The sequence below is a fragment of the Pantoea sp. USMM079 genome (genome assembly GCF_037153115.1).
Lineage (GTDB): Bacteria > Pseudomonadota > Gammaproteobacteria > Enterobacterales > Enterobacteriaceae > Pantoea > Pantoea communis.
The window spans coordinates 714,141-738,977 of the sequence record NZ_JBBCKX010000001.1 but is presented as its reverse complement, the minus strand read 5'-3'; the positions used below and the strand labels follow the sequence as shown (position 1 = coordinate 738,977).

At 54.7% G+C, this 24,837-nt stretch carries 20 protein-coding genes; 12 read left to right on the top strand and 8 right to left on the bottom strand.

Annotated features, from left to right (window positions below; translation table 11 throughout):
• The first annotated feature begins 12 nt into the window (after positions 1-12).
• The 5 genes from WFP70_RS03505 (at position 13) to WFP70_RS03485 (ending at position 5,517) form a co-directional block, all read left to right on the top strand.
• On the top strand, positions 13-1,005 hold the full coding sequence (locus WFP70_RS03505; protein WP_034823454.1) for a sugar-binding transcriptional regulator: 993 nt from the start codon (positions 13-15) through the stop codon (positions 1,003-1,005).
• Positions 995-2,749: a glycerol-3-phosphate dehydrogenase/oxidase gene (locus WFP70_RS03500; protein ID WP_337022611.1), complete on the top strand. Its 1,755-nt coding sequence runs from the start codon at positions 995-997 to the stop codon at positions 2,747-2,749. Before WFP70_RS03505 ends, WFP70_RS03500 begins: the two co-directional genes overlap by 11 nt.
• The gene (locus WFP70_RS03495) at positions 2,733-3,572 is read left to right on the top strand and encodes a class I fructose-bisphosphate aldolase (protein WP_337022610.1); all 840 of its coding nucleotides are present in this window, start codon (positions 2,733-2,735) and stop codon (positions 3,570-3,572) included. The genes WFP70_RS03500 and WFP70_RS03495 overlap by 17 nt, the downstream gene beginning before the upstream one ends.
• Positions 3,573-3,632: 60 nt before the next feature.
• Positions 3,633-5,120: an FGGY-family carbohydrate kinase gene (locus WFP70_RS03490; protein ID WP_337022609.1), complete on the top strand. Its 1,488-nt coding sequence runs from the start codon at positions 3,633-3,635 to the stop codon at positions 5,118-5,120.
• Positions 5,121-5,187: 67 nt separating this feature from the next.
• Positions 5,188-5,517 (top strand): DHCW motif cupin fold protein, encoded by a 330-nt coding sequence (locus WFP70_RS03485; protein ID WP_058960505.1) that lies wholly within the window; start codon positions 5,188-5,190, stop codon positions 5,515-5,517.
• 209 nt (positions 5,518-5,726) lie between these two features.
• On the opposite strand, the gene WFP70_RS03480 is transcribed toward WFP70_RS03485, so the two are convergent.
• Both WFP70_RS03480 and WFP70_RS03475 read right to left on the bottom strand, forming a co-directional pair.
• Positions 5,727-6,977, bottom strand: a complete 1,251-nt coding sequence (locus tag WFP70_RS03480) for an acid phosphatase (RefSeq protein ID WP_337022608.1) — start codon at positions 6,975-6,977, stop codon at positions 5,727-5,729.
• A gap of 75 nt (positions 6,978-7,052) precedes the next feature.
• A complete protein-coding gene (locus WFP70_RS03475) occupies positions 7,053-7,292 on the bottom strand; it encodes a hypothetical protein (protein WP_058960503.1) in 240 nt (79 codons plus the stop codon).
• A 250-nt stretch (positions 7,293-7,542) separates the two neighbouring features.
• On the opposite strand from WFP70_RS03475, the gene hpxO reads away from it, so the two are divergent.
• On the top strand, positions 7,543-8,700 hold the full coding sequence (hpxO, locus tag WFP70_RS03470; protein ID WP_337022607.1) for an FAD-dependent urate hydroxylase HpxO: 1,158 nt from the start codon (positions 7,543-7,545) through the stop codon (positions 8,698-8,700).
• 65 nt (positions 8,701-8,765) lie between these two features.
• Here hpxO and dcp read toward each other — a convergent pair whose 3' ends face one another.
• The 5 genes from dcp to guaD form a co-directional block, all read right to left on the bottom strand.
• Positions 8,766-10,817, bottom strand: a complete 2,052-nt coding sequence (dcp, locus tag WFP70_RS03465; RefSeq protein ID WP_337022606.1) for a peptidyl-dipeptidase Dcp — start codon at positions 10,815-10,817, stop codon at positions 8,766-8,768.
• 73 nt (positions 10,818-10,890) lie between these two features.
• On the bottom strand, positions 10,891-11,673 hold the full coding sequence (xdhC, locus tag WFP70_RS03460; RefSeq protein WP_337022731.1) for a xanthine dehydrogenase accessory protein XdhC: 783 nt from the start codon (positions 11,671-11,673) through the stop codon (positions 10,891-10,893).
• Positions 11,660-14,026 (bottom strand): xanthine dehydrogenase molybdopterin binding subunit, encoded by a 2,367-nt coding sequence (gene xdhB / locus WFP70_RS03455; protein WP_337022605.1) that lies wholly within the window; start codon positions 14,024-14,026, stop codon positions 11,660-11,662. The genes xdhC and xdhB overlap by 14 nt, the downstream gene beginning before the upstream one ends.
• Complete coding sequence (gene xdhA, locus WFP70_RS03450) at positions 14,016-15,458, bottom strand: xanthine dehydrogenase small subunit (protein ID WP_337022604.1); 1,443 nt, start codon at positions 15,456-15,458, stop codon at positions 14,016-14,018. The genes xdhB and xdhA overlap by 11 nt, the downstream gene beginning before the upstream one ends.
• A complete protein-coding gene (gene guaD / locus WFP70_RS03445; protein ID WP_337022603.1) occupies positions 15,455-16,783 on the bottom strand; it encodes a guanine deaminase in 1,329 nt (442 codons plus the stop codon). Before guaD ends, xdhA begins: the two co-directional genes overlap by 4 nt.
• Positions 16,784-17,389: 606 nt before the next feature.
• Between guaD and WFP70_RS03440 the strand changes: the two genes are divergently transcribed.
• From WFP70_RS03440 to ydfG, 4 genes are all read left to right on the top strand, one after another.
• Positions 17,390-18,454, top strand: a complete 1,065-nt coding sequence (locus WFP70_RS03440) for an alpha/beta fold hydrolase (protein ID WP_337022602.1) — start codon at positions 17,390-17,392, stop codon at positions 18,452-18,454.
• A 117-nt stretch (positions 18,455-18,571) separates the two neighbouring features.
• Entirely contained in the window at positions 18,572-20,191 is a 1,620-nt protein-coding gene (locus tag WFP70_RS03435) for a methyl-accepting chemotaxis protein (protein ID WP_337022601.1), read from the top strand.
• 253 nt (positions 20,192-20,444) lie between these two features.
• Entirely contained in the window at positions 20,445-22,370 is a 1,926-nt protein-coding gene (locus WFP70_RS03430) for a methyl-accepting chemotaxis protein (RefSeq protein ID WP_337022600.1), read from the top strand.
• A 529-nt stretch (positions 22,371-22,899) separates the two neighbouring features.
• Positions 22,900-23,646, top strand: a complete 747-nt coding sequence (gene ydfG, locus WFP70_RS03425; protein WP_034823438.1) for a bifunctional NADP-dependent 3-hydroxy acid dehydrogenase/3-hydroxypropionate dehydrogenase YdfG — start codon at positions 22,900-22,902, stop codon at positions 23,644-23,646.
• A gap of 34 nt (positions 23,647-23,680) precedes the next feature.
• Here ydfG and WFP70_RS03420 read toward each other — a convergent pair whose 3' ends face one another.
• Positions 23,681-24,010: a YnfA family protein gene (locus tag WFP70_RS03420; RefSeq protein ID WP_337022599.1), complete on the bottom strand. Its 330-nt coding sequence runs from the start codon at positions 24,008-24,010 to the stop codon at positions 23,681-23,683.
• A gap of 130 nt (positions 24,011-24,140) precedes the next feature.
• Here WFP70_RS03420 and WFP70_RS03415 point away from each other — a divergent pair, with 130 nt between their 5' ends.
• Together WFP70_RS03415 and WFP70_RS03410 are read left to right on the top strand one after the other, a co-directional pair.
• Positions 24,141-24,476: a DUF1283 family protein gene (locus WFP70_RS03415; protein ID WP_045833376.1), complete on the top strand. Its 336-nt coding sequence runs from the start codon at positions 24,141-24,143 to the stop codon at positions 24,474-24,476.
• Positions 24,477-24,528: 52 nt separating this feature from the next.
• On the top strand, positions 24,529-24,825 hold the full coding sequence (locus WFP70_RS03410) for a DUF1161 domain-containing protein (RefSeq protein ID WP_034823436.1): 297 nt from the start codon (positions 24,529-24,531) through the stop codon (positions 24,823-24,825).
• Positions 24,826-24,837 lie beyond the last annotated feature (12 nt).

The window sequence follows — 24,837 nt, the reverse complement described above, 5'->3', positions numbered from 1 at the left end:
GACGCATCATCGATGGAATTCGCCAGCGAACATCCAGCATTTCACAGTGCACGCCAGATTTATCAGGTATTGGTGATGTATTACCTCGACGGCAAAAAGCAGTCGGAGATTGCGGTGGAAACCGGGTTGTCGGTCGCCAGCGTGAATCGCCTGATTCGTCAGGGCAAAGAGAGCGGCATGGTGGAAATCACTATTAAATCGCCCTGGCTGTCGGCCCACCAACTCGAAAGTGATCTGCAGCAATGGGGTCAACTGCAACAGGTGGTGGTGGCACCCAATGTCGCGCGCAGTGATGAGCAGAATTTACAGATGGTGGGCGCGGCGGCGGCGGATTATTTGCTATCACGTCTGAAAGATGGCGACGTTATTGCGATCACCGGTGGCAAAGGCGTGAGCGCTCTGGTGGAGGCACTGCATCCTTCGCGCAAATACGATGTTCAGGTCGTGCCTGCATTGGGTTGCGTGCAAGGAAAGCACTATACCGACGTGAATCATGTTGCCTCTGAAATGGCGGCTCGGCTTGGCGGCCATGCCTGGCAGATTCATGCCCCGCTCTTCACTGACTCTGCTGCTGAACGTGACATGTTGATGAGAATCAGTGCCGTAGACCGGGTGCTGGATAAAGCGCGTAACGCTACGCTAGCAGTGGTCGGTCTTGGTTCTATTCACAGCGACAGTTCCAGCTACTACGATTTGAATCTGGCAGCTCGTCATGCATCCGCCAGCATCGAAACCAGTGGCGCACGCAGCGAACTGCTAGCCTGGTTACTCGATGCACGAGGCCAGCCCGCGCCGTTTGACGCCAATCAGCGGCTGGTTGGGCTGACCTTATCGGAGCTACAACGTATTCCCTTTTCTATGGCGGTGGTGGCCGGACGCGACAAAGTGGATCCCATCCACTGTGCGCTGCAAGGCCAGTGGCTAAAAGGCATGGTCACCGACGAATCCACCGCAGCAGGCGTACTCGAAATGGCCAAGAGCCGGGGAGCAATCCATGGAGAATAATGCAACACGCGAGCAGCGACTCAGCGCTTTACGACAACGCACCACGACACCAGTGCTGATTGTCGGTGGCGGCATCAACGGCATCAGCACCTTTCGCGAACTGGCATTGCAGGGTATTCCGGCGGTTCTGGTGGAAAAAGGTGACTGGTGCCAGGCGGCCAGCGGCGCGCTGTCTCGTATGATCCACGGCGGACTGCGCTATCTGGAAACCGGCGAGTTTACGCTGGTCAAAGAGTCGGTGATGGAGCGTGACCGGCTACTGAAAAACGCGGCGCACTATGTTTTTCCGCTGCGTACCACTGTCCCGATCGACAACCTTGGCGGCGGACTGCTCAATGCCACGCGGCGTTTTTTGCGTCTGAGCGACAAACCCACACGCCGCGGCGCTCTGCTGATCAAAACTGGCCTCAGTCTCTACGATGTCTACACCAGGCAGTACGGATCGATGCCCAAACATCAGGTGCGCGGTGAGGCAGCCACGCGCGACCGCTGGCCAGGATTTGCCCCCTGGGTGAAATACAGCGCCAGCTACTACGATGCCTGGATCAGTGCACCGGAACGACTGGGTTATGAATTGATTGAAGATGCCGAGCGTGCTTGTCCGGAGGCAGTGGCGCTGAATTATTTGCAACTGGTGAGCGCCGATGGCGAATCCGTTACGTTACAGGATGCACTCAGCGGTGAGCACTTTACTCTGCAGCCGCATGTATTGGTGAATGCCGGCGGCGCGTGGATAGATCAGCTCAATCAGCGTCTGGCGCCCTCGGAACATTTCACCAAACTGATTGGCGGGACCAAGGGTTCGCATTTGATCATTGATCACCCCAAACTGTTACAGATGCTCGATGGGGAAATGGTCTATTTCGAAAACCAGGAAGGCCGCGTCTGCATTATGTTTCCGTGGTTTGGCAAAGTGCTGCTCGGTTCCACGGATATCCGCGTGGACGATCCCGATAGCGTGGTGTGTGAAGAGGAGGAAAAAGCCTACATCCTTGAGTCGTTGCGCTTTGTTTTTCCTGACGTCGTGGTGCCGGAATCGTCGATTCTCTACACCTTTTGCGGTGTGCGTCCGCTTCCGGCCAGCAACGCCAAAGTTAACGGGCAAATCTCGCGCAATCACTCGCTGGTGCTGCTGCCGCCTGATGCCGCACATGCTTACAGCTTGCTATGCCTGGTCGGCGGCAAATGGACCACCTTTCGTCAGTTTGGTGAAGAGGCCGCGGATCGGGTATTGCGTCTGATCGGAGAAAAGCGCCGTGTGTCGAGCGGCGATCTGCCCATCGGCGGTGGACGCGACTTCCCTGCACCTTCCGGGCAAACCGCGTGGCTTGCCCAACTCGCGCATCTGCATTCACTGCCCTTGTCCCGCGTATCGCAGTTAGTCCGCCGTTATGGCAGCCGCGCCATGCCAATCCTGCAATTGATCCAGCAACAGGGGGAGCAGCCGCTGCAGCATCATGCGGAGTATAGCGCGCTGGAACTTCGTTACCTTATTGAGCATGAGCAGGTTCAGCAACTTGAAGACCTGCTGGTGCGCCGCACGTCGCTGGCGATTTGCGGCGAATTGACGCCCTCACTGGTGGCCGAAATTGCTCAACTGATGGCTGACCTGCGCGGCTGGAACGCCACTCAACTGCAAAACCATCTGCAAAGCAGTTGCGCCAGTCTGGCGCGACAGCACGGCCTGACCGATCTCAACCCCACTCTTTTCCAGGAGGAAACACGCCATGTTAGTCAGCAATAAAGTCCGCATGAATCGTATGTTTCAACACGGTAAGTGCCTTGATGTGGCTATCGACCACGGTATTGCGAATGAGCCCGACTTTCTGATTGGGTTAGAGAACATCGAAGGTGTGATGGAGAACCTGATCGCCGCGCAACCGGATGCCATTCAGGTGAATTACGGTCAGGCCGATCTGTTGCAACAGGTCGCGGGACGGAAACCGGCGCTGGTGATGCGCACGGATGTCGGCAACGCCTATAACGCGGCGCGCCATCGCGAAATGTGGGCGGTGTTGCACAACCCGGATGAGCCAATCCTCGCCGCGTTGCAGATGGATGCGGCTGCGGTGGTAGTGAATCTCTATCTGATCCCCGATGAACCCGGCATTTTCCGTATGTGCGTGGAGAACATCGGCCGTCTGCGTCAGGCGTGCGATCGTTATGCGATGCCGCTGATGATCGAACCTCTGGTAATGGCGCCGGCAGGACAAGGCGCGGCTTACGGTTCGATCGGTGATGTTGAGAAAATCGTGCCGCTGGTGCGTCTGGCGCGTGAACTCGGCGCCGACATCATCAAAGCCGATCCGACGGAGAAGGTGGAAGATTTTCACCGCGTAGTGGAAGCGGCGCGCTGTCCGACGCTGGTGCGCGGTGGCGGCAAAGGGGAACTGGCACCGGTGCTGGCCAAAAGCGCGGCGTTAATGGCGCAAGGTGCCAGCGGCATGGTGTACGGCCGGAACGTGTATCAACACGATAATCCGTCTCGCGTGGTGAAAGCGCTGATGGCGATCATCCACCAGGGCGCCAGCGGCGCGGAAGCCCTGGACATTTATCAGCAGGGTTGAGTTTTACCTGCACCGGCGCTTAAGCGGTGCGCCGTCTTCGTCTGTGAATCGGAGTCGGATATGAGTCAACTTCTCGGCATAGATGCCGGAAACACCATGATCAAAGCGGTACTGTTCGATCTCAGTGGCCGCGTACTGTCGGTTGCCGAATGTGCGGGAGAAACCCTCCAGCCGCAAGAAGGTTATGCGGAGCGTCCGGTAGAAGATATCTGGCACGGGGTCAGCGTGGCCGTCACGCGCTGCCTGCAACAGGCGGGCAGCGCGGCGAATGAGGTTATTGCCGTGGGCGCGGCGGGTCACGGTAACGGTCTGTATGCACTTGATAAGCAGCAGCAGCCGTTGTTCGGCATTCAATCCATCGACCATCGTGCCATCGAAACCGTGCAGGGCCTGGAAGCCAGCGGTACCGATAAAGCCATCTATCAACTTTCGCTGCAGAAGCCCTGGCCCGCCGCCACGCCCGTGCTGATCAGCTGGATTAAACAGCATCAGCCCGATCGCTGGGCGCAGATCGGCCATTTGTTGTGTGCTAAAGATGTCATCGCCCATTTCCTCTGCGGGGCTATCAGCGCTGAGGTTTCCGATGCCGCCGGAGCCGGATTAATCGATTATCGACAGCGCAATTACAGCCACGAGTTGATGGCGCTGTATGGCATTGAAGAGGCGCTTAACCTGCTGCCACCTCTGCGCGAGTCTTGTGCGGTGGTCGGACACGTGACCGCGCGCGCCGCGCAACTCACCGGGTTACCGTCAGGCATTCCGGTGGTGGCCGGCATTTTTGATGTGGTGGCCAGTGCCATTGGCTCCGGCGTGGTCAAAACCGGCGAGGCTTCCATCGTCGCAGGAACCTGGAGCATCAATCAGGTGGTGGTCGATAAACCGGATTACCAGCGGCCCGTGTTTATGAATTCAATTATTGAAAATGATCGCTTTATGGCGATTGAAGCCAGCGCCACCTCGGCCGCCAATCTCGACTGGTTCCTGCGTGAGTTCGATGATGGACGCGCTGGCAACGGCGCGGCGCACAGCAGTGATACCGTGGCCCATGTTGAACCCAACCCGCAGTTGCCGCTCTATCATCCTTACCTCTATTCCGGTCGTAAATCTGAACCCGCAAAAGCGGGGTTTTATGGCTTGAGCGGCTGGCATACGCGCGCAGATATGCTGTTTGCGCTGTTTGAAGGCGTGACATTTGCCCATCGCGCACACATTGATCGCTTGCGCGCAGCAGGGATTCCGTTTACCCACGCGACCCTTTCTGGTGGCGCGGCGCGCAGCTGCATCTGGCCGCAAATGTTTGCTGATGTGTTGGGCGTTCCGATTCGCGTGGCTGAGTGCAAAGAGACTGGCGCGCTGGGTGCTGCGCTTTGTGCGGGCGTCTGCGTAGGTGTCTGGCCCGATCTGGCCATGGCGGCACAGCAAGCAGTACGCCTTAATCCCGGCGAGTTACAGCCACGCCCGGAACGCTTTGCGTTTCATGATGCACGTTATCGGGTGTTCAAAAGGCTGGAGCTGGCGATGAGCGAAATGTGGCGTGAAGTGGGTTGAATTTGCTGGTTATTATTTTGCCAGACGGTAATGTTGTGCTCTTGTCGATTTCATTAAGGATAGCGTCGTGCAGATCAATCAACTACCGTTTGGCATTACCGACTGGAGCACCCTCGAAACTGAAAAACATCCGGGTGACAGCGGTTTTGCGCTGTGGCGTACTCAGCGTTTTGGCGATATTCGTGTGCGCATGGTGGAGTATTCGCCGGGTTATCTCGCCGATCACTGGTGCAGCAAAGGTCATATATTGCTGTGTCTGGAAGGCGAAATGATCACCGAACTGGAAGATGGCCGCACTTTTACCCTAACGCCTGGCGTGAGCTATCAGGTGGCCGATAATGCCGAAGCACATCGTTCCTCCACGACGTACGGTGCAAAGCTATTTATCGTCGATTAGCTCTCGGGCCGTGGCTATACACTGCGAATCATCATGCTGAATACGGTAGTCTGAAAAGATAATGTGCGGTGAGTCCTGACTATCCCGCTGTTGCTACAGTCATCGCGTTAATCCTTTCTACGCTCTTCGCGTTTGATCAACGTACCAAGAACGCAAATCCGTGAGTTGCGGGCACCGACGTATTGACGACGTTAGTGCCCGCGTCAGGATCACTTCGCCATGCTGTACGCGGCGGTGAGATCGACGCGCTGCCAGAAGGATTGCTCGGCATTGCCCGACAACGGATAACCGTTTGGCAAGGCGGTTTTCACCATCAGGCGACGAATCTGCGCGTCGGACAGGTGCGGCAGCGCCGTTTTCAGCAGGATCTCTGCGCCCTGCGGCACCTGAATCGGCGTGTTTTTCACATTGGCTTTTGGCAGATTGTAGCTCAGCGTGAAACGATAGAACTGCTTCATATCCGGCGCGCGGTAAGGATCGTCCTTGCCGGTCGAACGTGCGCATTCAGCCAGTGAAGTACCACACTCCTTCTCCAGCGCGGCACGCAGTTGATCGCGCGCCTCTTTGAACAGCACCTGATAGCGTGCATCGTTGAGGTAAGTCGCCACGTTGCGCTCTGCCACCATACGTGAACCCATCACGTCCAGCGGATAGTGCACGCCTAACACCAGACGCGAATATCCATAACGCGCACCACGGGTGACCAGTGCCTCAAAGCGTTCCGGCACCATTTCGGCCATCAGCAGCGCATCGGTATAACCGGTATTGGTGTGCCCGCTGGGGAACGATCCGCCGTCCGCGGTATAGCGCACATTGTCTTTCACCACCACATCATCGGGTACCAGATGGATGGTATTGCCTTCATGCAGGAACGGGCGCGGATAGTTAAAGTGTTTTTTGGCAGCGCTGGTGCTGACTTCACTGGCCTTAATCAGCGCAGCGGCTTTGCTCAGTTCGCCTTTGTCATAAGCCGCGATGAAGGCTTTACCAAGACGCGGACCCATGGCGTCAGACAGGAAATACAGCGAGCCGATCGCTTCCGCATCCTGCAACGCCTGATGACGCACGTTCTGCGTGGCATTCAGGTTGATATCAGTCACGGTGGCGCGGTTAGCCGTCAATACGCTGTCTGGCAATGTGCTGAAACCTGATAACAGCGCGATGCCAGCCTGCTGATTTTGCTTCACGTTGAAATCATAGCCACTGCTTTTCAGCCAGGCTTTGTCTGCCTGCGTGCTGGTCTGTTTGGCTTTTTCCAGTTGCTCACGTTTCAGTGACGCACTGTCGCCTTGCAGCCAGGTGCGCTGAGCCTGCAACGACTGTTGCTCCAGCTGCGTATAGCCTGGGGTTGAACCGGTAGACGTTTGTGCAGCCAGTGCGGCCGCCTGCGGCAGTGTTGTCGCATGGGCCTGTTGAGCGAGCAGTAAAACCGTTGCAATCAGTGTATAGCGGGTTTTCATTATTTTCCCCTGTTATCAGAATATTACCTTGCCGGGGAAACACGCTAACACCCTGTTATGACAGATTTATTTCATTTATCGGCACTCGTTCGAACAGTTTTGTACGCAAATTTGTGCGAGCGATCCACAGCCGCCGCCGTTGTCATTTTTGCATTGCGATTGCTGTACATAACAGTTTTGCTGGCAGGACGAGAGATCGCATTTGGCCGCCACCGGCGTCAGTTGCACCACGGGCGCTTTTCTTTCCGGTTGCCACTGGGTTTGCGCCATAGCACCCGCACTGAACAGCATCATCAACACCATTATCCACTTCATGGGAAATTCCTCGCGAAAAGGCTCTAAACAGTATGGCCTCTTCTCTGCCAAATGCCATGCTGGAACATTTGATTCACGATCGGGTTCCGCCGCCCCATCGCCGTGCAAATGGTTGCTCAAAAACGGTGCGGTGCGTGAATAGCTCAGCTGCACACAGCCATTAACAATCAATGACTTAATTAAATTCCCTTGAGATAAAACGAATGGTACGAAAGTTGCAGGGGTAATCAGGTAGACAAAGGAGACAGTGATGAAAGCGATTGTGATTGGAGCGGGCATTGGCGGCATGAGCGCGGCGATTGCGCTGGAGAAAGCAGGATTCGATACGGCCGTTTTTGAAGCGGTCAAAGAGATGAAGCCAGTCGGTGCGGCGATCTCGATCTGGCCCAACGGCGTCAAATGCCTAAACGCGCTTGGCATGAAACAGCAACTGCAGGCGCTGGGCGGCAATATGGCGTTTATGGCCTATAACGATGCGCACAGTGGCAGCACCCTGACCCGCTTCAGCCTGTCCCCACTGGTGCAGCAGGTGGGCGAATACCCTTATCCGGTCGCTCGCGCCGAGTTACAGGCGATGCTGATCGATACCTATGGTCGCTCACGCATTCAGTTCGGTAAACGCGTGACCCACGTCGAGCAAAGCACCACCGGCGTCACCGCCTGGTTTGATGATGGTAGTCAGGCTGAAGGCGATTTCCTGATCGCCGCCGACGGTACGCATTCCGTGATCCGCCACTATGTGCTAGGTGAAAATGTAGAACGACGCTACGCCGGTTACGTTAACTGGAACGGCTTAGTGACCATAGATGAAAGCATCGCCCCAGCCGATCAGTGGACAACCTTTGTCGGTGAAGGCAAGCGCGTTTCCCTGATGCCAGTGAGCGGCAACCGCTTTTACTTCTTCTTCGATGTGCCTTTGCCTAAAGGCTTAGCAGAAGATCGTTCCACCCTGCGCCAGGATCTGAAGAATTACTTCAGCGGCTGGGCCGATCCGGTGCAGCGCCTGATCGACAGCATTAATCCCGACACCACCAACCGGGTCGAAATCCACGATATCGAACCCTTTAGCCGTTTCGTCAAAGGTCGTGTGGCCTTGCTCGGCGATGCCGCCCACAGCACCACGCCAGATATCGGCCAGGGCGGTTGCGCCGCGATGGAAGATGCGGTGGTGCTGGCGCAGACGCTGGCCTCACATTCGCTGGGTATCGAAGATGGATTGCAGCGCTACGAGGCGCGCCGCGTGGAACGCACTAAAGATTTGGTGTTGAAAGCACGTAAACGCTGCGACGTGACGCATGCCAAAGATGCCGAAATCACCGCTGCGTGGTACACCGATTTGAAAAACGAAACCGGCGAGCGAGTGCTGGCCGGCATGTGCGACACCATTGAAGGTGGGCCGCTGGGTTAACGCCAGGGCACACCGCCGGGAGTGACTCCATACAGGGGTTCACTTAACGCCGTGCGCCCTACTTATCACGCCTCTTCTAAACCGCGATTCTTCAGCATCGGACCAATCTCCGGTGCTTTTCCACGCCATGCCAGCCACAAATGTTGCAGATCGCTGCTGTTACCGCGTGAAAGAATATGATCGCAGAATTGCTGGCCATTCTCACGACTCAACCCACCACGTTCAACAAAGGCCTGATAACCATCATCGGCTAACATTTGCGTCCAGATATAGGCGTAATAACCGGCCGCGTAACCGCCGCCCCAGATATGACGGAAATAGGTGGAGCGATAGCGCGGTGGTACGGTAGCTAACGCGATGTGCTCTGCCGCCAGCGCCTGCAGTTCAAAGTGACTGACATCCTGCGGATTGTCCTGCGTGGTCAGCGAATGCCATTGCAGATCCAGCAACGCCGCCGCCAGCAGTTCGGTCATGTCGTAGCCCTTGTTGAACTTAGATGCGCGCACCATCTTCTCGCGCAGTTCCACGGGCATCGCCTCACCGCTCTGATAATGACGGGCATAGTTGGCAAACACCTTTTCATCGCTGGCCCAGTGCTCGTTAATCTGCGAAGGGAACTCGACGAAATCGCGTGGCGTAGCGGTACCGGACAGGCTTGGATAACGTTGGGTGGCAAACAGACCGTGTAGCGCATGACCGAATTCGTGGAACAGCGTGATCACCTCATCCCAGCTTAGTAACGCAGGTTGCCCAGCCTGCGGTTTGGTGTAGTTGCAGACGTTGTAGATCACCGGCTTGGTGCCCAGCAGCGTGGTCTGATCAACAAAGTTGCTCATCCAGGCGCCGCCGCTTTTGTTATCACGCTTATAGAGGTCGGTATAGAACAGCGCTAAAGGCGTATCATCAGCATCAAAGATTTCATAAACGTTGACGTCCGGATGATACACCGGCAGATCGTGACGCTGCTGGAAGCGGATGCCAAACAGCTGGCTGGCGGACCAGAACACGCCTTTTTCCAGCACATTATTCAGCTCAAAGTACGGGCGGATTTGGCTCTCATCCAGGGCGTATTTGGCTTTTCTCACTTGTTCAGCATAGAAATTCCAGTCCCAGGCGCGCAGCGGGAAAGTGTGGTGCTGTTGTTCAATGATCTGCTGGATGTCTGACGCTTCTCGCTCAGCGCGTGCCCGCGCCGCCGGGACGATATTTCGCATAAACGCAAAGGCAGCATCCGGCGTTTTCGCCATCTGGTCCTGCATACTCCACTCGGCGTAAGTATTGAAACCGAGCAGCTGTGCCTGCTCAGCGCGCAGCTGTGCCATGCGTAACACAATCGCGCGTGTGTCGTTGTCATCGCCCTGTTCACTGCGTGTGAGCGCCTGATTAAACAGCGCTTCACGCGTGGCGCGCACTTCCAGTGACTGCAACGCGGGCTGTTGCGTGGTGTTCTGTAACGGCAGCAGCCATTCGCCGTGCAATCCACGCGCCTCCGCTGCGGCTTTGGCATGTGCTAACTCTTCTTCACTCAATCCCGCCAGCGCCGCTGCGCTGCTCACCGTATACGCGCCCGCTTTGGTCGCCGCCAGCAGCTTATTGCCAAAACGGGTACTCAACGTGGCGAGTTCCTGATTGCAGGCACGCAGCCGCTCTTTATCTGCGTCGCTCAGGCTGGCCCCAGCCAGCTGGAAATGCTGCCAGGTCACTTCCACCAAACGCATCGATTCCGCATCCGGACAGGCAGAGCCGCGATGCTGGTAAACGTTATCGAGACGGGCAAACAGCTGGCTGTTGAGATGGATTTCATCATTTAGCGCCGTGAGTTTAGGCGTGATCAGCTCATCAACTTCCTGCAACACATCACTGGTGTTGGCTGACGTCATGGCACCAAATACCAGATTGACGCGGTTTAACAACTGTCCACTGCGCTCCAGAGCTTCATAGGTGTTGGCAAAAGTAGCCGGTTCAGGATTAGTGGCGATGGCGGCAATTTCCTGACGCTTCTCTTCAATACCCGCTTCAAGCGCCGGAAGAAAATCGGCTTCCTGAATCAGGTCAAAAGGCGGAGTTTGATAGGGCAATGCACTGACGGTGAAAAACGGATTGGCTCGTGAAGTCATTATCGCTCCTGATAATCAGCAACGCCGCAACCGGTGCGGCGGGATGTTTCTATCCTGGCAGTTTCAACGTCACTCAACAACCGCTCTGCTGGCGCTGATACACACTGATGATTTCACCCGCTACCGCCACGGCGATTTCCGCTGGCAGTTTGCCTTTCACATCCGGCAGGCCGAGCGGACAGCGCAGCCGCGCCACTGCATCCGCAGCGATCCCTTTGCCTTCCAGCCGATAGCGAAAGCGCTGCGCTTTGGTAGCCGAACCAATAACGCCGGCATAGCGAAAATCACCGCGCCGCAAAATGGCTTCGCTTAGCGCCAAATCGAGCGGATGGTCGTGGGTCATCACAATGAAGTAGCTGTCGGGCGCGGCCTCTTTGACGCAATCGATCGGGTCCTCTACCTGACGCACCGTGACACCCGGTGGCACATGGCGAAACTGGGCGGCGCGGCTATCAACCCAGGTAATGTGACAGGGTAACGTTGCCAGCAGGTTTACCAGCGCCTGACCGACGTGGCCTGCGCCGTAAAGCTGGATTTCAGGTTGCTGCTGCATCAGCGGTTCAAACAGCAGCGTGGCATGCCCGCCGCAGCACTGACCAAGGCGCGCGGCCAGCGCAAACTCTTCGCTGCGAGGCTGCTGGCAACGCTGCTCCAGCATCTCGCGCGCCAGCGCAATGCACTGATATTCCAGATGACCGCCGCCGATGGTGAGATAAGTATCGCTGGCGCTGACCACCATTTTACTGCCGCGATCGCGCGGGACCGATCCGCGCTGGCTCAGCACGGTGACTAAAACGCAGCTCTCACGTTTCTCGCGTAAACTGTGCAGTACGGCGATCCAGTCATGATAAATCATCATCCGCTCCTGAGAGGCGCTGCAGGCCCCAGAAAACGCGCTCTGGCGTGGCGGGTGCATCCAGTTGCGGATGACGGCGATAGTTATCCACGCTGGCTACGGCATCCTGTAACGCACACCACACCGCAATGCCCAGCATAAACGGCGGCTCACCCACGGCTTTCGAATGAAACACCGTGTCCTGAGGATTTTTACGGTTCTCTACCAGCGTGACGCGCAAATCATGTGGGACATCGCTGATGGCGGGAATTTTGTAACTCGCCGGGCCGTCTGTCAGCAGCTTGCCCTGATCGTTCCACACCAGCTCTTCGCAGGTTAACCAGCCCATACCCTGCACGAAACCGCCCTCCACTTGCCCATTATCCAGCGCCGGATTGAGCGAGGCGCCAACGTCATGCAGGATATCCGCGCGCAGCAAACGATACTCACCGGTTAAGGTATCCACCAGCACTTCGCAGCACGCGGCGCCATAGGCGAAGTAATAGAAGGGTTTGCCGCGTCCGGCATTGCGGTCGTAATGGATGCCGGGCACTTTGTAAAATCCGGTGGCGGATAACGGCACCTGATTTAACCACGCCTGCTGCGCCACCTGCGCAAAGGTAAAGTGCTGCTCGCCCACGCGCACAATGCCATTGCTAAAGGAGATGGCGTCGACCGTGCATTGGTGCTGCTGACACAGCATTTCCGTCATGCGATCGCGCAGTATCTGCGCGGCATTTTGGGCCGCTTTGCCGTTGAGATCGGCACCGCTGGAGGCCGCTGTTGGTGAAGTGTTCGGCACTTTTCCGGTGTCGGTCGCCGTGACCTGAATCTGGCTGATATCGATTTGCAGCACTTCCGCCACAATCTGCGCCACTTTAGTGTTCAACCCCTGGCCCATTTCAGTGCCACCGTGATTGAGCTGCACCGTGCCATCGGTGTAAATCAAAATTAAGGCACCGGCCTGATTGAGGAAGCTGGAGGTAAAGGAGATGCCAAACTTCACCGGCGTTAAGGCCAGACCGCGTTTCATATAACGATAACTGGCGTTAAACGCGGTGATGTCCGCGCGACGCGTGGCGTAATCGCTACTGGCTTCCAGCTGCTCCGTTATCTCCATCAGCAGATTATCCTCCACGTGCTGATGGTAATGGGTGATGTTGCGATCCTGCTTGCCGTAATAGTTGCGCTTGCGCAGTTCGAGCGGATCCAGTCCGCGCTCGCGGGCAATGTGATCCATGATCTGCTCAATCGCCACCATGCCCTGAGGCCCGCCAAAACCGCGATAGGCAGTGTTAGACGCCGTGTGCGTGCGGCAGCGATAACCGGTGATCAGCGCATCGCCGAGATAATAGGCGTTATCGGCGTGAAACATCGCACGATCGACGATCGATCCACTTAGATCGAGCGAGTAACCGCAGTTTCCCGCCAAATCGATTTTGACACCACAGAAACGACCTTCCTCATCAAAGCCCACATCGTAACGCACAAAGAAGGGATGGCGCTTACCGGTGATACGCATATCATCGCGTCGCGCCAGGCGCATTTTTGCCGGACGACGCGTTTGTCGCGCGGCAATCGCACACAAGCAGGCCACACCCGCAGCCTGCGTCTCTTTACCGCCAAACCCACCACCCATCCGGCGCATATCAATGGTGACTTTGTTCATGGTGATATCCATCACTTCGGCCACCAGCTTCTGCACTTCCGTCGGGTTCTGCGTCGATGAGAAAACCTGCAGGCTGTCGTCTTCACCTGGAATCACTAACGCGGTCTGGGTTTCCAGATAGAAGTGCTCCTGACCGCCTATATGAAATTCACCCTGAATACGATGCGGCGCACGCGCCAGTGCCGCCTCAGCATTACCCCGTTGATGGACGTGCGGCTGCTGCACAAAGTGACGCTGTTCCAGGGCTTCACGCACATCCAGGATCGCCGGCAGCGGCTGATATTCGATGATGGCGGCGGCAGCACCGGCACGCGCGGCTTCGGGTGAGTCCGCTGCCACCGCAATCACAATCTGCCCGAGATACTCCACGGTATCCATTGCCAGTAACGGATCGCCCGGCTCTAACGGACCCACATCATTCAGACCCGGCACATCGCGCCAGGTTAGCACGCTCACCACGCCGGGCACGGCATAGCAAGGCTGCACATCGATATGTGTGATCCGCGCATGCGCATGCTCACTCAGACGTGGGCACAAATGCAGTAGACCAGGCAGATCCGGCCGATCATCTATATAAATCGCTTCACCCGTGACGTGTTTATCGGCGCTTTCATGCTTCTGACTGCGGCCCACACCGGTTTTCATGTCACTGGCAAACTGGCTTTTTAACAGCTTTTCGCTGAGTTCGGGTCGGTTATGAGACATAGCGCGCCACCTCGGTAAGGGTCAGTTCGCCACAGGTTTGCGCGTAGTAACGACGCAATAGATTGCGCGCGACCTGCAAGCGGTAGTCGGCGCTGGCGCGGAAATCGCTTAACGGCTGGAAATCCTGGTTGAGCGCCGCGCAGGCTTGCTCAATGGAAGCTTGATTCAGTGGCTGACCATTAAGCGCGGCCTCGGCTGCGGTTGCCCGTTTGGGCGTTGCGGCCATGCCGCCAAAGGCCAGTCGTGGCTGCACCACCACGCCTTCTTTAAGCTGAATGTTGATGGCGATAAACACCGCCGAAATATCATCATCCAGACGTTTTGCCACTTTCCATGCCACGAAATCAGGTGACGCCGTCACTTTCGGTATCACTATTGAGTGAATGAATTCCCCTGGCTGCAACACGGTTTGCCTGTAACCAGTGAAGAACTGATCCAGCGGCACTTCACGTAGGCTTTCTCCCTGCTGCAACATCAATCGCGCATTGAGTGCCAGCAACATGGGCGCACAATCACCGATCGGTGAAGCATTGCCGATATTGCCGCCGAGCGTACCCTGATTGCGGATCTGTAATGATGCAAAGCGCTCTAGTGTGGCACTGAAGGCAGGAATTCTCGCCGCCAGGAAATGGTAGCAATAATGAAGCGGTGCAGCAGCGCCCAGATGAATATCCTGCTCATCCTCAGAACAGGCGCTTAACGCCTCAACCTGCTCCAACGCGATCAACAGCGGTAAGCGTTGGTACTGCTGAGTCATTTTCAATGTGAGATCGGTGCCGCCGGCCAACAATTGCGCTTCAGGATACTGCTGATACAGTGCCGCGAGCTGTGCCAGTGTTTTCGGGACGAAACAGCGGCTGCCGTTGGCTTCCAGTATTTGTACTTCCCGGTTATTCAACGCCTGTAAGCGCTGAACCAGTGCCGACTCATCCGCCGTAAAATTATCTTCTGCGGGTTGCTCACAAGCTTGCTGTGCGGCGGCCATAATTGGCCGGTAGCCCGTGCAGCGACACAGATTGCCTGCCAGCGCTTGTTCAGCCTGCTGCCGATTCCAGCCCTGTGTATTTTTCTGCAAAGTGAACAGCGACATGACAAAGCCCGGCGTACAGTAGCCGCATTGCGAGCCGTGGCAATCCACCATCGCCTGCTGCACGCTGTGCAGTTCACGGCCCTGTTTCAAATCTTCCACGGTGATCAGCTGTTTGCCTTGCAGGCTGCTAACCAGCGTCAGGCAACTGTTGATGGCCTGATAGTGCATTCGCCCCGCCACCACTTTTCCCAGCGTCACCGTACAGGCACCGCAGTCACCTGATGCGCAGCCCTCTTTGGTTCCCCGCCGCTGTTGATGGCTACGCAGGTAGTTAAGCACGGTCAGATTCGGGTCTAAGGCCGTTTCGGTGACCAGCCGATTATTCAGCAGAAACTGGATCATACCGTTGCCTCTTCTCGATCGCGCTGCCACACCGGTTTGCCGCTGACCCAGGTTTGCGCAATGTTGCGATCGTCTCCCAGCGTCATCATCACAAACAAGCGCTCCCAGATATCTTTGCTATTACCGCTACGCAGCTTTTGCAGCGGCGAAACCGCCGGGTCGATCACCACGAAATCCGCTTCTTTGCCGGGATTGAAATTGCCAATTTTATCGTCGATATCCAGTGCATGCGCGCCACCCAGTGTCGCGTGGTAAAAGGCTTCGCAGGCGCTGAGTTTGTACTGCTGCAACTGCCCAACTTTGTACGCTTCACCCAGCGTTTGCAGCATATTAAAGGTGGTGCCTGCGCCGACATCGGTGCCGATGCCCATGCGCACGCCCTGCTGCCAGCAGCGTTTAATATTGAACAGGCCACTGCCAAGAAACAGGTTCGACGTCGGACAAAATGCGATAGAGGAATCGGTGTCGTGCAGGCATTGCCACTCGTTCTCTTCCAGATGCAGACAGTGCGCAAATACGCTGCGCTTTCCGGTGAGCTGATGATGATGGTAGACATCGAGATAGCCGTCCCGCTCCGGGAACAGCGATTTGACCCACGCGATCTCCTGCTGATTTTCGCTCAGATGGGTGTGCAGCCAGGTATCCGGGAACTCGCTGCGCAGTTGACGGACTTTCTCCAGCAGTTCTGGCGAGGAGGTGGGCGCGAAACGTGGCGTCAAGGCATAGCTCAGACGACCACGCTGATGCCAGCGTTCAATCAGTTCACGTGAATCCTGATAGCTCTCTTCCGGCGTTTCTGTCAGATACGCGGGGGCGTTGCGGTCCATCATCACCTTTCCGGCAATCAGACGCATATCCAGCTGTTGCGCGGCCTGGAATAGCGCATCGACCGATTGTTTATGCACCGTGCCAAACACCAGCGCCGTGGTGGTGCCATTGGATAACAGTTGCTGCAGGAAGAAGGCAGACATCTGTGCCGCGTGATCCGGGCAGTGATATTGGCTCTCAACCGGAAAAGTATATTGGTTTAGCCACTCCAGCAACTGTTCGCCAAATGCGCCAATCATCTCCGTTTGCGGATAGTGAATATGTGTATCCACAAAACCCGGCACAATTAGCTTGCCGCGCAGATCGATCACCGTGGCAGCATCAACGCGCCCTTCTGCAATCTCCCAGCTTTCAAGTGACACCACCTTACCCTCGCGCAACGTTAGCAAGCCGTCTTCGAGGTAGCGCGCATGCGCAGCGATATCATCGGGCTGAGAAGCCAGTGCGGTGAAATCAAAAAAGCTGGCGCGCAGTAGCGTTTCAGAGGCGTAAGGCATAACGGTTCCTTGATAAGTAAAAGTGCAATGAGTTGCCTTCAAGGTTTATTGCAAACGCTATGCCAATGAGGATTTATAAAAATATTGCTATCTATCAACAACTTACAAACTACACATTCAATTTCATGTCCCTTTGGAACCGCAATCGAATGCGCAATCGGTTGCTAAAATAAGCAACCGATTGCATGGGGATAAAAAGCGTGTCAGGTATGAGATGCCTGAGGAAATAAGCGTAATGACAACACGAACTGCGCGCCATTTAAGTGCAGCGCCGCACGCTTGTAGTGCACAGATTTTACTTCAGGAAGATTCCGGTGTGGCAGAGGAAGGATTTGGGTGTGCTAAGAAGCGCTGATAGTAAAAACAAATGAGAGGGAATACGATGAGACAGATGAAATAAGAGAATTAATACAGAAATGTTAAACATCGTCATGGCATGCGGATGTATTAGCATAAGAAAAACCGCATAAAAATCGTCTCGTTAAAACTCAAAAAAGAAGATTATTGTCTGCTTTTCCTTGAACCCCGTTGATATTAATTGGGATTCATCTTTATTAAAACTAATATCAGCCTTCCAGGGAATATCATCACTTAAGAGCGACGTTTATGTTTAATCGCATGATATCAGGAGTGGCCAGTGCCATTCTGTTAACTGTATCACCCTTAACGCACGCAGCCAGTTCATTACCCACGCCGACAGAAGCTGACTGGATCGCAAAAGAATTTAGCTTTAATAGCGGTGAAAAATTAAAAGATGTGCGCATTCACTACATTACTTTAGGTGATAAGAATAAACCAGCGGTATTATTACTGCACGGAACCAATCAACCTCTGAGTGCCTTACTGGCACCGGGATTTGCCGGGGAGTTATTTGGCCCGGGACAGGCGCTGGATGCCAGCAAGTATTTTATTATCATCCCGGAAGGCATTGGTTCAGGAAAATCATCCAAACCTTCTGATGGCTTGAGAATGGCCTTCCCGCATTACGATTACGACGATATGGTGACAGCACAATATCGGCTGATTAAAGAAGGTTTGGGCATTTCGCATTTACGCCTCGTGATGGGCTATTCCATGGGCGGGATGCAGACGTGGCTGTGGGGTGAAAAATATCCCGCCATGATGGATGCACTGGTCCCGATGGCGTCGCAGCCGAATGAGTTATCCGGACGCAACTGGATGCTTCGCCGCATGCTGATTGAATCGATCAAAGGCGATCCTGCCTGGGCTGAAGGCAACTATCAACAGCAACCCCCTACGCTTAAAACCGCCAATATCATGTTCAGTATTGCCACCATCGGCGGTACGCTCGCTTATCAACATAAAGCTCCGACGCGCGCGCTGGCGGATAAACTGGTGGATGCACGTCTTGCTGCGCCTGTCACCGCGGATGCCAACGATTTCATTTATATCTGGGGTTCGTCGGCAAATTATAATGCCATGCCTGGATTGAACCGAATTACCGCACCAATGCTGATCATTAATTCAGCAGATGATGAACGTAATCCGGTTGAAACCGGCATTTTGCAGAGTGAATTGCCCAAGATAAAGACAGCGGAGTTACTGCTTATTCCGGCCAGTGCTGAAACCAGCGGCCATGGCACCATGATGCAAGCAAAGTTTTATAATAAAAAACTGCAGACCTTCTTAGCCGAGACCGCTAAGCCTTAGTATTTGGGTTAAATCCGCCTGTTGACGGGAAGTCACACTCATGACTTCCCCTTTTAATAAAAAATCATTGTTACTACGCCTTCATCTTTTTCAATTAAACGTTCTCAGGGAATAGTTATGTTTCATAGAATAAAGATCCGCACCGCCCTCAGCATCATGGTTTTTTCATTAACAGCATTATTGCTGTTCGTCGGTATTTTAGGGTTATTTGCCGTGCAGTCCGGTAACAAATCCTTTGCCACCGTTGATACCGAAGTTTTGCCGGGCCTGGTAGCGCTCAATGAAAGCTCAGAACTTTTATTACGCGGACGACTGGATTTGCGTTTATATGAATCACTGGTGGGCAGTGGCGATGCCGAAAAAGCCAAAGTCGCGCTTGAGCGCGCCAGAGGTAAAATAGATAACGCCAGTGCGAAATGGCAGGAATACCTGAAATATCCACAATCCTCCGCAGAGAAGCCAATTGCGGCTGAAATGGCTACAACGCGCGATGCGCTGATGAAGGAATTTATCGATCCGGCCTTCGCCGCGCTCGAAGCAGGCAAACTGGATGAGTATCGCCAGCGTGCAGGGAAATCAACGGCGTTATACGGTGCCTTTGATAAAGCTTCTAAAGCGCTGGTGGCCTTTAAAATTAAAAGTATTGATGTTGCCTACAGTGACTCCAGCGACCGGGTTCAGCATATGGCGTTTACGCTGTACTTTTGTATCGCCTGTGCGCTGGTGTTGGCCGCGCTGGCCTGGTCGGTGATGACCAATCTTATCGTTAAGCCGCTCAATCATGTGATCAACGTGTTTGATCGCATCGCCGAAGGTGACTTACGTGCGCGCATTGATATCTCCGGTAAAAATGAAATTGCGCAATTGTTTGCCGCGGTACAGCGTATGCGCGATGGCCTGGCAAACATGGTGCTGATGGTCCGCAGTGGCACCGATGCAATCGGCTCCGGCGTAGAAGAGATCGCCACCGGTAATATCGATCTTTCCAGCCGTACTGAGCAACAGGCGGCCTCGCTGGATGAGACGGCATCCAGTATGGAGCAGATTATGGCGACAGTGAAAAACAATGAGGACAACACGCGCAAAGCTAACGCATTGTCGCAGAAGGCTTCAGATTCTGCTTCGCGTGGTGCAAAAGTGGTGTCTGAAGTGGTCACCACCATGAGTTCCATTGAGAAAAGCTCGGCAAAAATCGGCGACATCGTCGGTGTGATTGACGGCATTGCCTTCCAGACCAACCTGCTGGCCCTGAACGCTGCGGTAGAAGCCGCGCGCGCCGGTGAAGCGGGACGCGGTTTTGCGGTGGTCGCTTCGGAAGTTCGGGTGCTGGCTCAGCGCAGCGCCACCGCCGCGAAGGAAATTGGCCTGATGATTAATGACTCGCTCAGCAATATTGAGCAGGGTTCAGGACTGGTTAAAGATGCTGGCGTCACCATGAATGAAGTGATGCTCGATGTGAAAAAAGTGGTCGATATCATGGATGAAGTGATGCTGGCTTCCGGCGAGCAGACGCGCGGCATCTCGCAGATCAACATCGCTATCCAGCAGATGGATGGTGTAACACAACAGAATGCCTCACTGGTGGCTGAAGTGGCAACCGCTGCCAGCTCACTGCAACAGCAGGTGGTGAATTTGCAGCAGTCGGTGACGCAGTTCCAGGTTGATGAGGACGCGATGCCATTGGCCACTGACCGTTATACCGACTCGCATCAGCTGTCCCTCGTCGCGTTAAGTTAAGCGGTATCAGCGAGTGCATTTGAGCGCTCGCTTCGTTAAGTATAGTGTGCCCGTTTCTCTTTATCAGGACGACGGGCGCGCTGACTCCCTTCCCTTTTTAGTGCCTTAATACTCTTCCACCGCGCAATCGGTTCCCTACAGTTTTAGATGGGATTACCGATAACAGAGAACGTATTCCGTATTTTCAGTGACGCAGGACGCATTCTGGAAAAAACAAACCTCTAATGTGATCCAGTTGGGTGGAAGGTCAAACATGTTTAAAACAATACGCTCGCGTTTAATCGCTATCAGCGTGGTCATCACGGCAGTATCCCTTATCGCACTTGCCACTTTTACCTACACCACCGTGCGTGGAAAGACACTTGAAAGCATTGATGAGCACATTGGCCAGCTCTCCCGCGTTCATGCGGCGGAACTGGCTGGCTGGGCGGCAGAGAAACAACGTATCACCGGTTCGATCAAAACGGCTTTTGGTCGTCATGACGATGCGGTCCCTTTTCTGCGTGCGGCGATCGAAGCTGGCGAGTTTGATGATGCCTACATCGTCTATCCTGAGCCTCATTCCCATGTGTTCGTCCATCCTATGCCAGCCACCTATGATGGCAGCCAGCGTCCGTGGTATCTGGAAACGGTAAAAGCTGGCCATCCGGTGTTGCTGGACCCCTATGTTGATGCCTCAACCGGCAAGCTGACCATTACTTTTGCTCAGCCGATTGTCGATAACGGAAAAACATTGGGTGTGATCGGCAGCGATCTGCACCTGGATACCGTCTCCAATACGGTGAATGCGATTCATCCACTGGAGAAGAGTTTTGCATTCCTGGTGGACAGCAGCGGTAAATTGATTGCCGCGCCGAAGTCTGACCTTATTCTCAAGCCGGTCACTGAGTTGTCACCTTCACTCGACCTCAAAGTTATCCAAAATCTGGCCAGTCAGGGTGGGCATGCTGAACTGACCATCGGCGGTGAACAGCAGTTCGTTTACGCCTCTCCGGTAAAAGGGACGCCGTGGTCACTGGTGATTGCCGTTGATCGTGATGAAGTGACGGCATCGCTGACAACATTACAGCGGGAAAGCATCCTCATCACCCTGGTGAGCCTGATTATTACCGCGCTGATTGCCGGGCTGGTGTTCAACCAGCAGTTGCGTCGCCTCGCCATTTTACGCGACGCCCTGGAAGACGTTGCTTCAGGGGAAGGTGATCTGACGCGTCGCCTGGAAGTGCGTGGCGGCGATGAGCTGGCGCAGATATCAGCGGCATTCAACCGCTTTGTTGAAAAACTCTCGGGCGTGCTGCTCCGCGTGCGTGAAGGTGCCAACAACATCGCGCTTGCTTCCAGTGAAATCAGTGGAGGCAACAATGATCTGGCCTCTCGTACCGATGAACAGGCAGCAAGCCTGGAGGAAACGGCCGCCACGTTAGAAGAGCTGACTTCAACGCTGAGCAATACCGCCAGTAATACTGAGCAGGCGCGCCAGTTTGTCAGTGGCGTGGCCTCCGCGGTCAGAGACAACGGTGCCGTAATGAACGATGTTTCGACACGCATACAGGAAATCTCGAACGATTCGCAGAAAATGTCCGAAATTATTAAGGTGATTGACGGCATTGCTTTCCAGACCAATATTTTGGCACTGAATGCCGCTGTTGAGGCTGCGCGAGCGGGAGAATCAGGCAGAGGCTTCGCGGTGGTTGCCAGTGAAGTGCGCAGTCTGGCGCAGCGCAGCGCGGGTGCCGCGCGCGAGATCAAAACACTGATTGATGACACGGTTGCACGCGTGACGTCAGGCAGGGAGCTGGTTGTGAAAGCCGATCAGGGAATGACCAGTATTGTGTCTGATATCCACAATATGACGCAGCTGATTGAAGAAATTGCCCATGCCAGCCGCGAGCAAAGCGATGGTATTGGTCAAATCAATATCGCGATGGGGCAAATTGACACCACCACGCAGCAGAATGCGGCGTTGGTTGAAGAGTCAGCCAGTGCAGCCCAGTCCATGTCCGAGCAGGCCGCCGTAATGGCAGAACTGGTCAGCACGTTTAAATTGATGGAGAGCGCTGATGCCATGACACCGAAATCAGAAAGTCACGTGAAAAAGCCGGTTCTCTCACCGCTAAAATCGCGTACAGCGCTGGCTACAGCGGGAAGCTCCCCGGAGGATAACTGGAGTTCTTTCTGATTCACGGAGCCAAAACACGCGCCTGGTATCGTGGTGATAAACCGCGATGCCAGGTTCGCTTTCGTTCGCAACGCTGAGCAAACAGCAGGCCGAATCCGGTTATGAATTGAATACCTCTCACCGCCAGCCAGATAGCACACGTCAGGCTCGGTGAGTCATAAAAGCAGCAGCATGTCTTGAATCAACCAAAGCATGCAACCTGTTAGCATGAATTGACCCACGTTACGCAGCGCTGTGCCCGTGCCTCCGCCCTCCTCAAAGCCAGATTGTTGCGCAGGTTTAATGCCCTCCACAGCGGCTAATCCCACATTTATCGCAACGCACAAAGACCATGAGCCTGCATAGATGGTTTATGATGTATACGGTTTATGGATTGGAGAGCTGATTACAGCCGGGTTAATTTGCTCAACCAGGCACTCACAAAATGATCTCGCTTCCCCCGCCCATAATTCGTAGAGTTTCATTGTTGGTTTTTAAATTTAAAATCAATTGGTTAACATTGACGTACAATTGTTTAAGGAACAGTGAGATGATTATTTTTGTCACTGGCGCCACCGCCGGTTTTGGTGAAAGCATCACCCGTCGCTTCATCGCTAATGGTCATAAAGTGATTGCCAGCGGACGCCGCGCAGAGCGTCTGAAAGAGCTGAAAGATGAGTTGGGTGCCAACCTTTATACCGTTCAGTTGGATGTGCGTAATCGCGCCGCTATCGATGAAGCTATCGCTGCGCTGCCCGCAGAGTGGCGTGAAATCGACGTGCTGGTGAATAATGCCGGTCTGGCATTAGGGATCGAGCCCGCGCATAAAGCCAATATTGAAGACTGGGAAAACATGATCGACACCAACAACAAAGGGTTGGTGTATATGACGCGTGCCGTGCTGCCCGCCATGGTGGAGCGCAATGTCGGTCACATCGTAAACATCGGCTCCATCGCGGGCAGCTGGCCTTATCAGGGCGGCAACGTCTATGGTGCGACCAAAGCATTCGTGCGCCAGTTCAGCCTCAATCTGCGTACCGATCTGCACGGTACCGCGCTGCGCGTCACCGATATCGAGCCGGGCTTAGTGGGTGGCACCGAGTTTTCTAATGTGCGCTTCAAAGGCGATGATGGGCGTGCGGATGCCGTTTACGAAGGCACCACCGCGCTGACAGCGGAAGATGTCACTGAAGCGGTGTATTGGGTCACGACACTGCCTAAACACGTCAATATCAATACGCTGGAAATCATGCCGGTCTCCCAGACGCTTGCGGGTCTGAAAGTGCATAAAGGCTGAATATTGTCACGGGCGCACAGGTTGCGCCCATCGCTTACGCCCGGCCCCAACCGGCAACAATAATTAACATGCCGCTAAACGCTACAAGCGCGCCAATCCAATCCCATGTACTGAGCTTGACGCCATCCACCACGCGCAGCCAAATCAGCGCCGTCACCACATAGACACCCCCGTAAGCCGCGTATACCCGGCCGCTTGCTGCCGGATGCAGCGTCAGCAACCAGACAAACAACACCAGACTCGCCGCTGCAGGCAGTAAAAGCCACGCGGTCATTCCCTTCTTCAGCCACAACCACGGCAGGAAACAGCCAACAATTTCGGCAATCGCAGTCAAAAAAAACAGTAAAGTGGTTTTCACCAGCATAGAAAATCTCTCTCTCGCCTAAACAAAAGGCTCACCGCTGGTGAGCAAAGTTGCAGCGATGATATACTAGCCCTCATGGTTGTGACAGCCGGGTTTCTGGCTGTGCTGGTGTTAACTAAAGGAAATCACAATGAAAAACCTGTTTTCTCTCCTGCTGACTGTGACGTTAACCTGCGGCGCGCTGCTGACTGCACCGCTGGCATCGGCCCAAACTGACCGCCTGATCATTGAGAACGGCAACAGTGCTTCCAGCAACGAAGCCGCGCGTCAAAGCAAAGAACAGTGGAACGACACGAAGAATCTGCGCAATAAGGTCAACACGCGCGTCGAGAAAGAGTTCGATAAAACCGATAAAGCTTTCGACACCCGCGATAGCTGCGAGAAGAGCTATAACGTCAATGCGTATTGGGAACCGAACACTCTGCGCTGCCTTGATCGTCGTACCGGCCGTACGGTCGCCCCTTAATTCGCTGTTGCTGCTATAGTTTTCAAGGGAATTCAGAACCAAGGAGAGTGTGATGAAAAAACGTAATGCAGTGATGTTGATGGCAATGCTGGCGTTGCCGATGCTGGCGCAGGCTTCCTGTGAAACCGTTAAAGCGGATATCAGTAAGAAGATCGTCAGTAACGGCGTGGCCGAATCGGACTTTACGCTGGATATCGTGCCTAACGATCAGGCCGATCAAGCGGGCGGCCAGGTAGTGGGTCACTGCGAAAATGACAGCCAGAAAATCGTGTATAAGAAAAACGGTCGAGACAGTGAAAGCAATGTCCCGGCCAGCGCAGGCAGTTCACAGGATGCTCCCGCGCAGTAATACTGAAAGGGC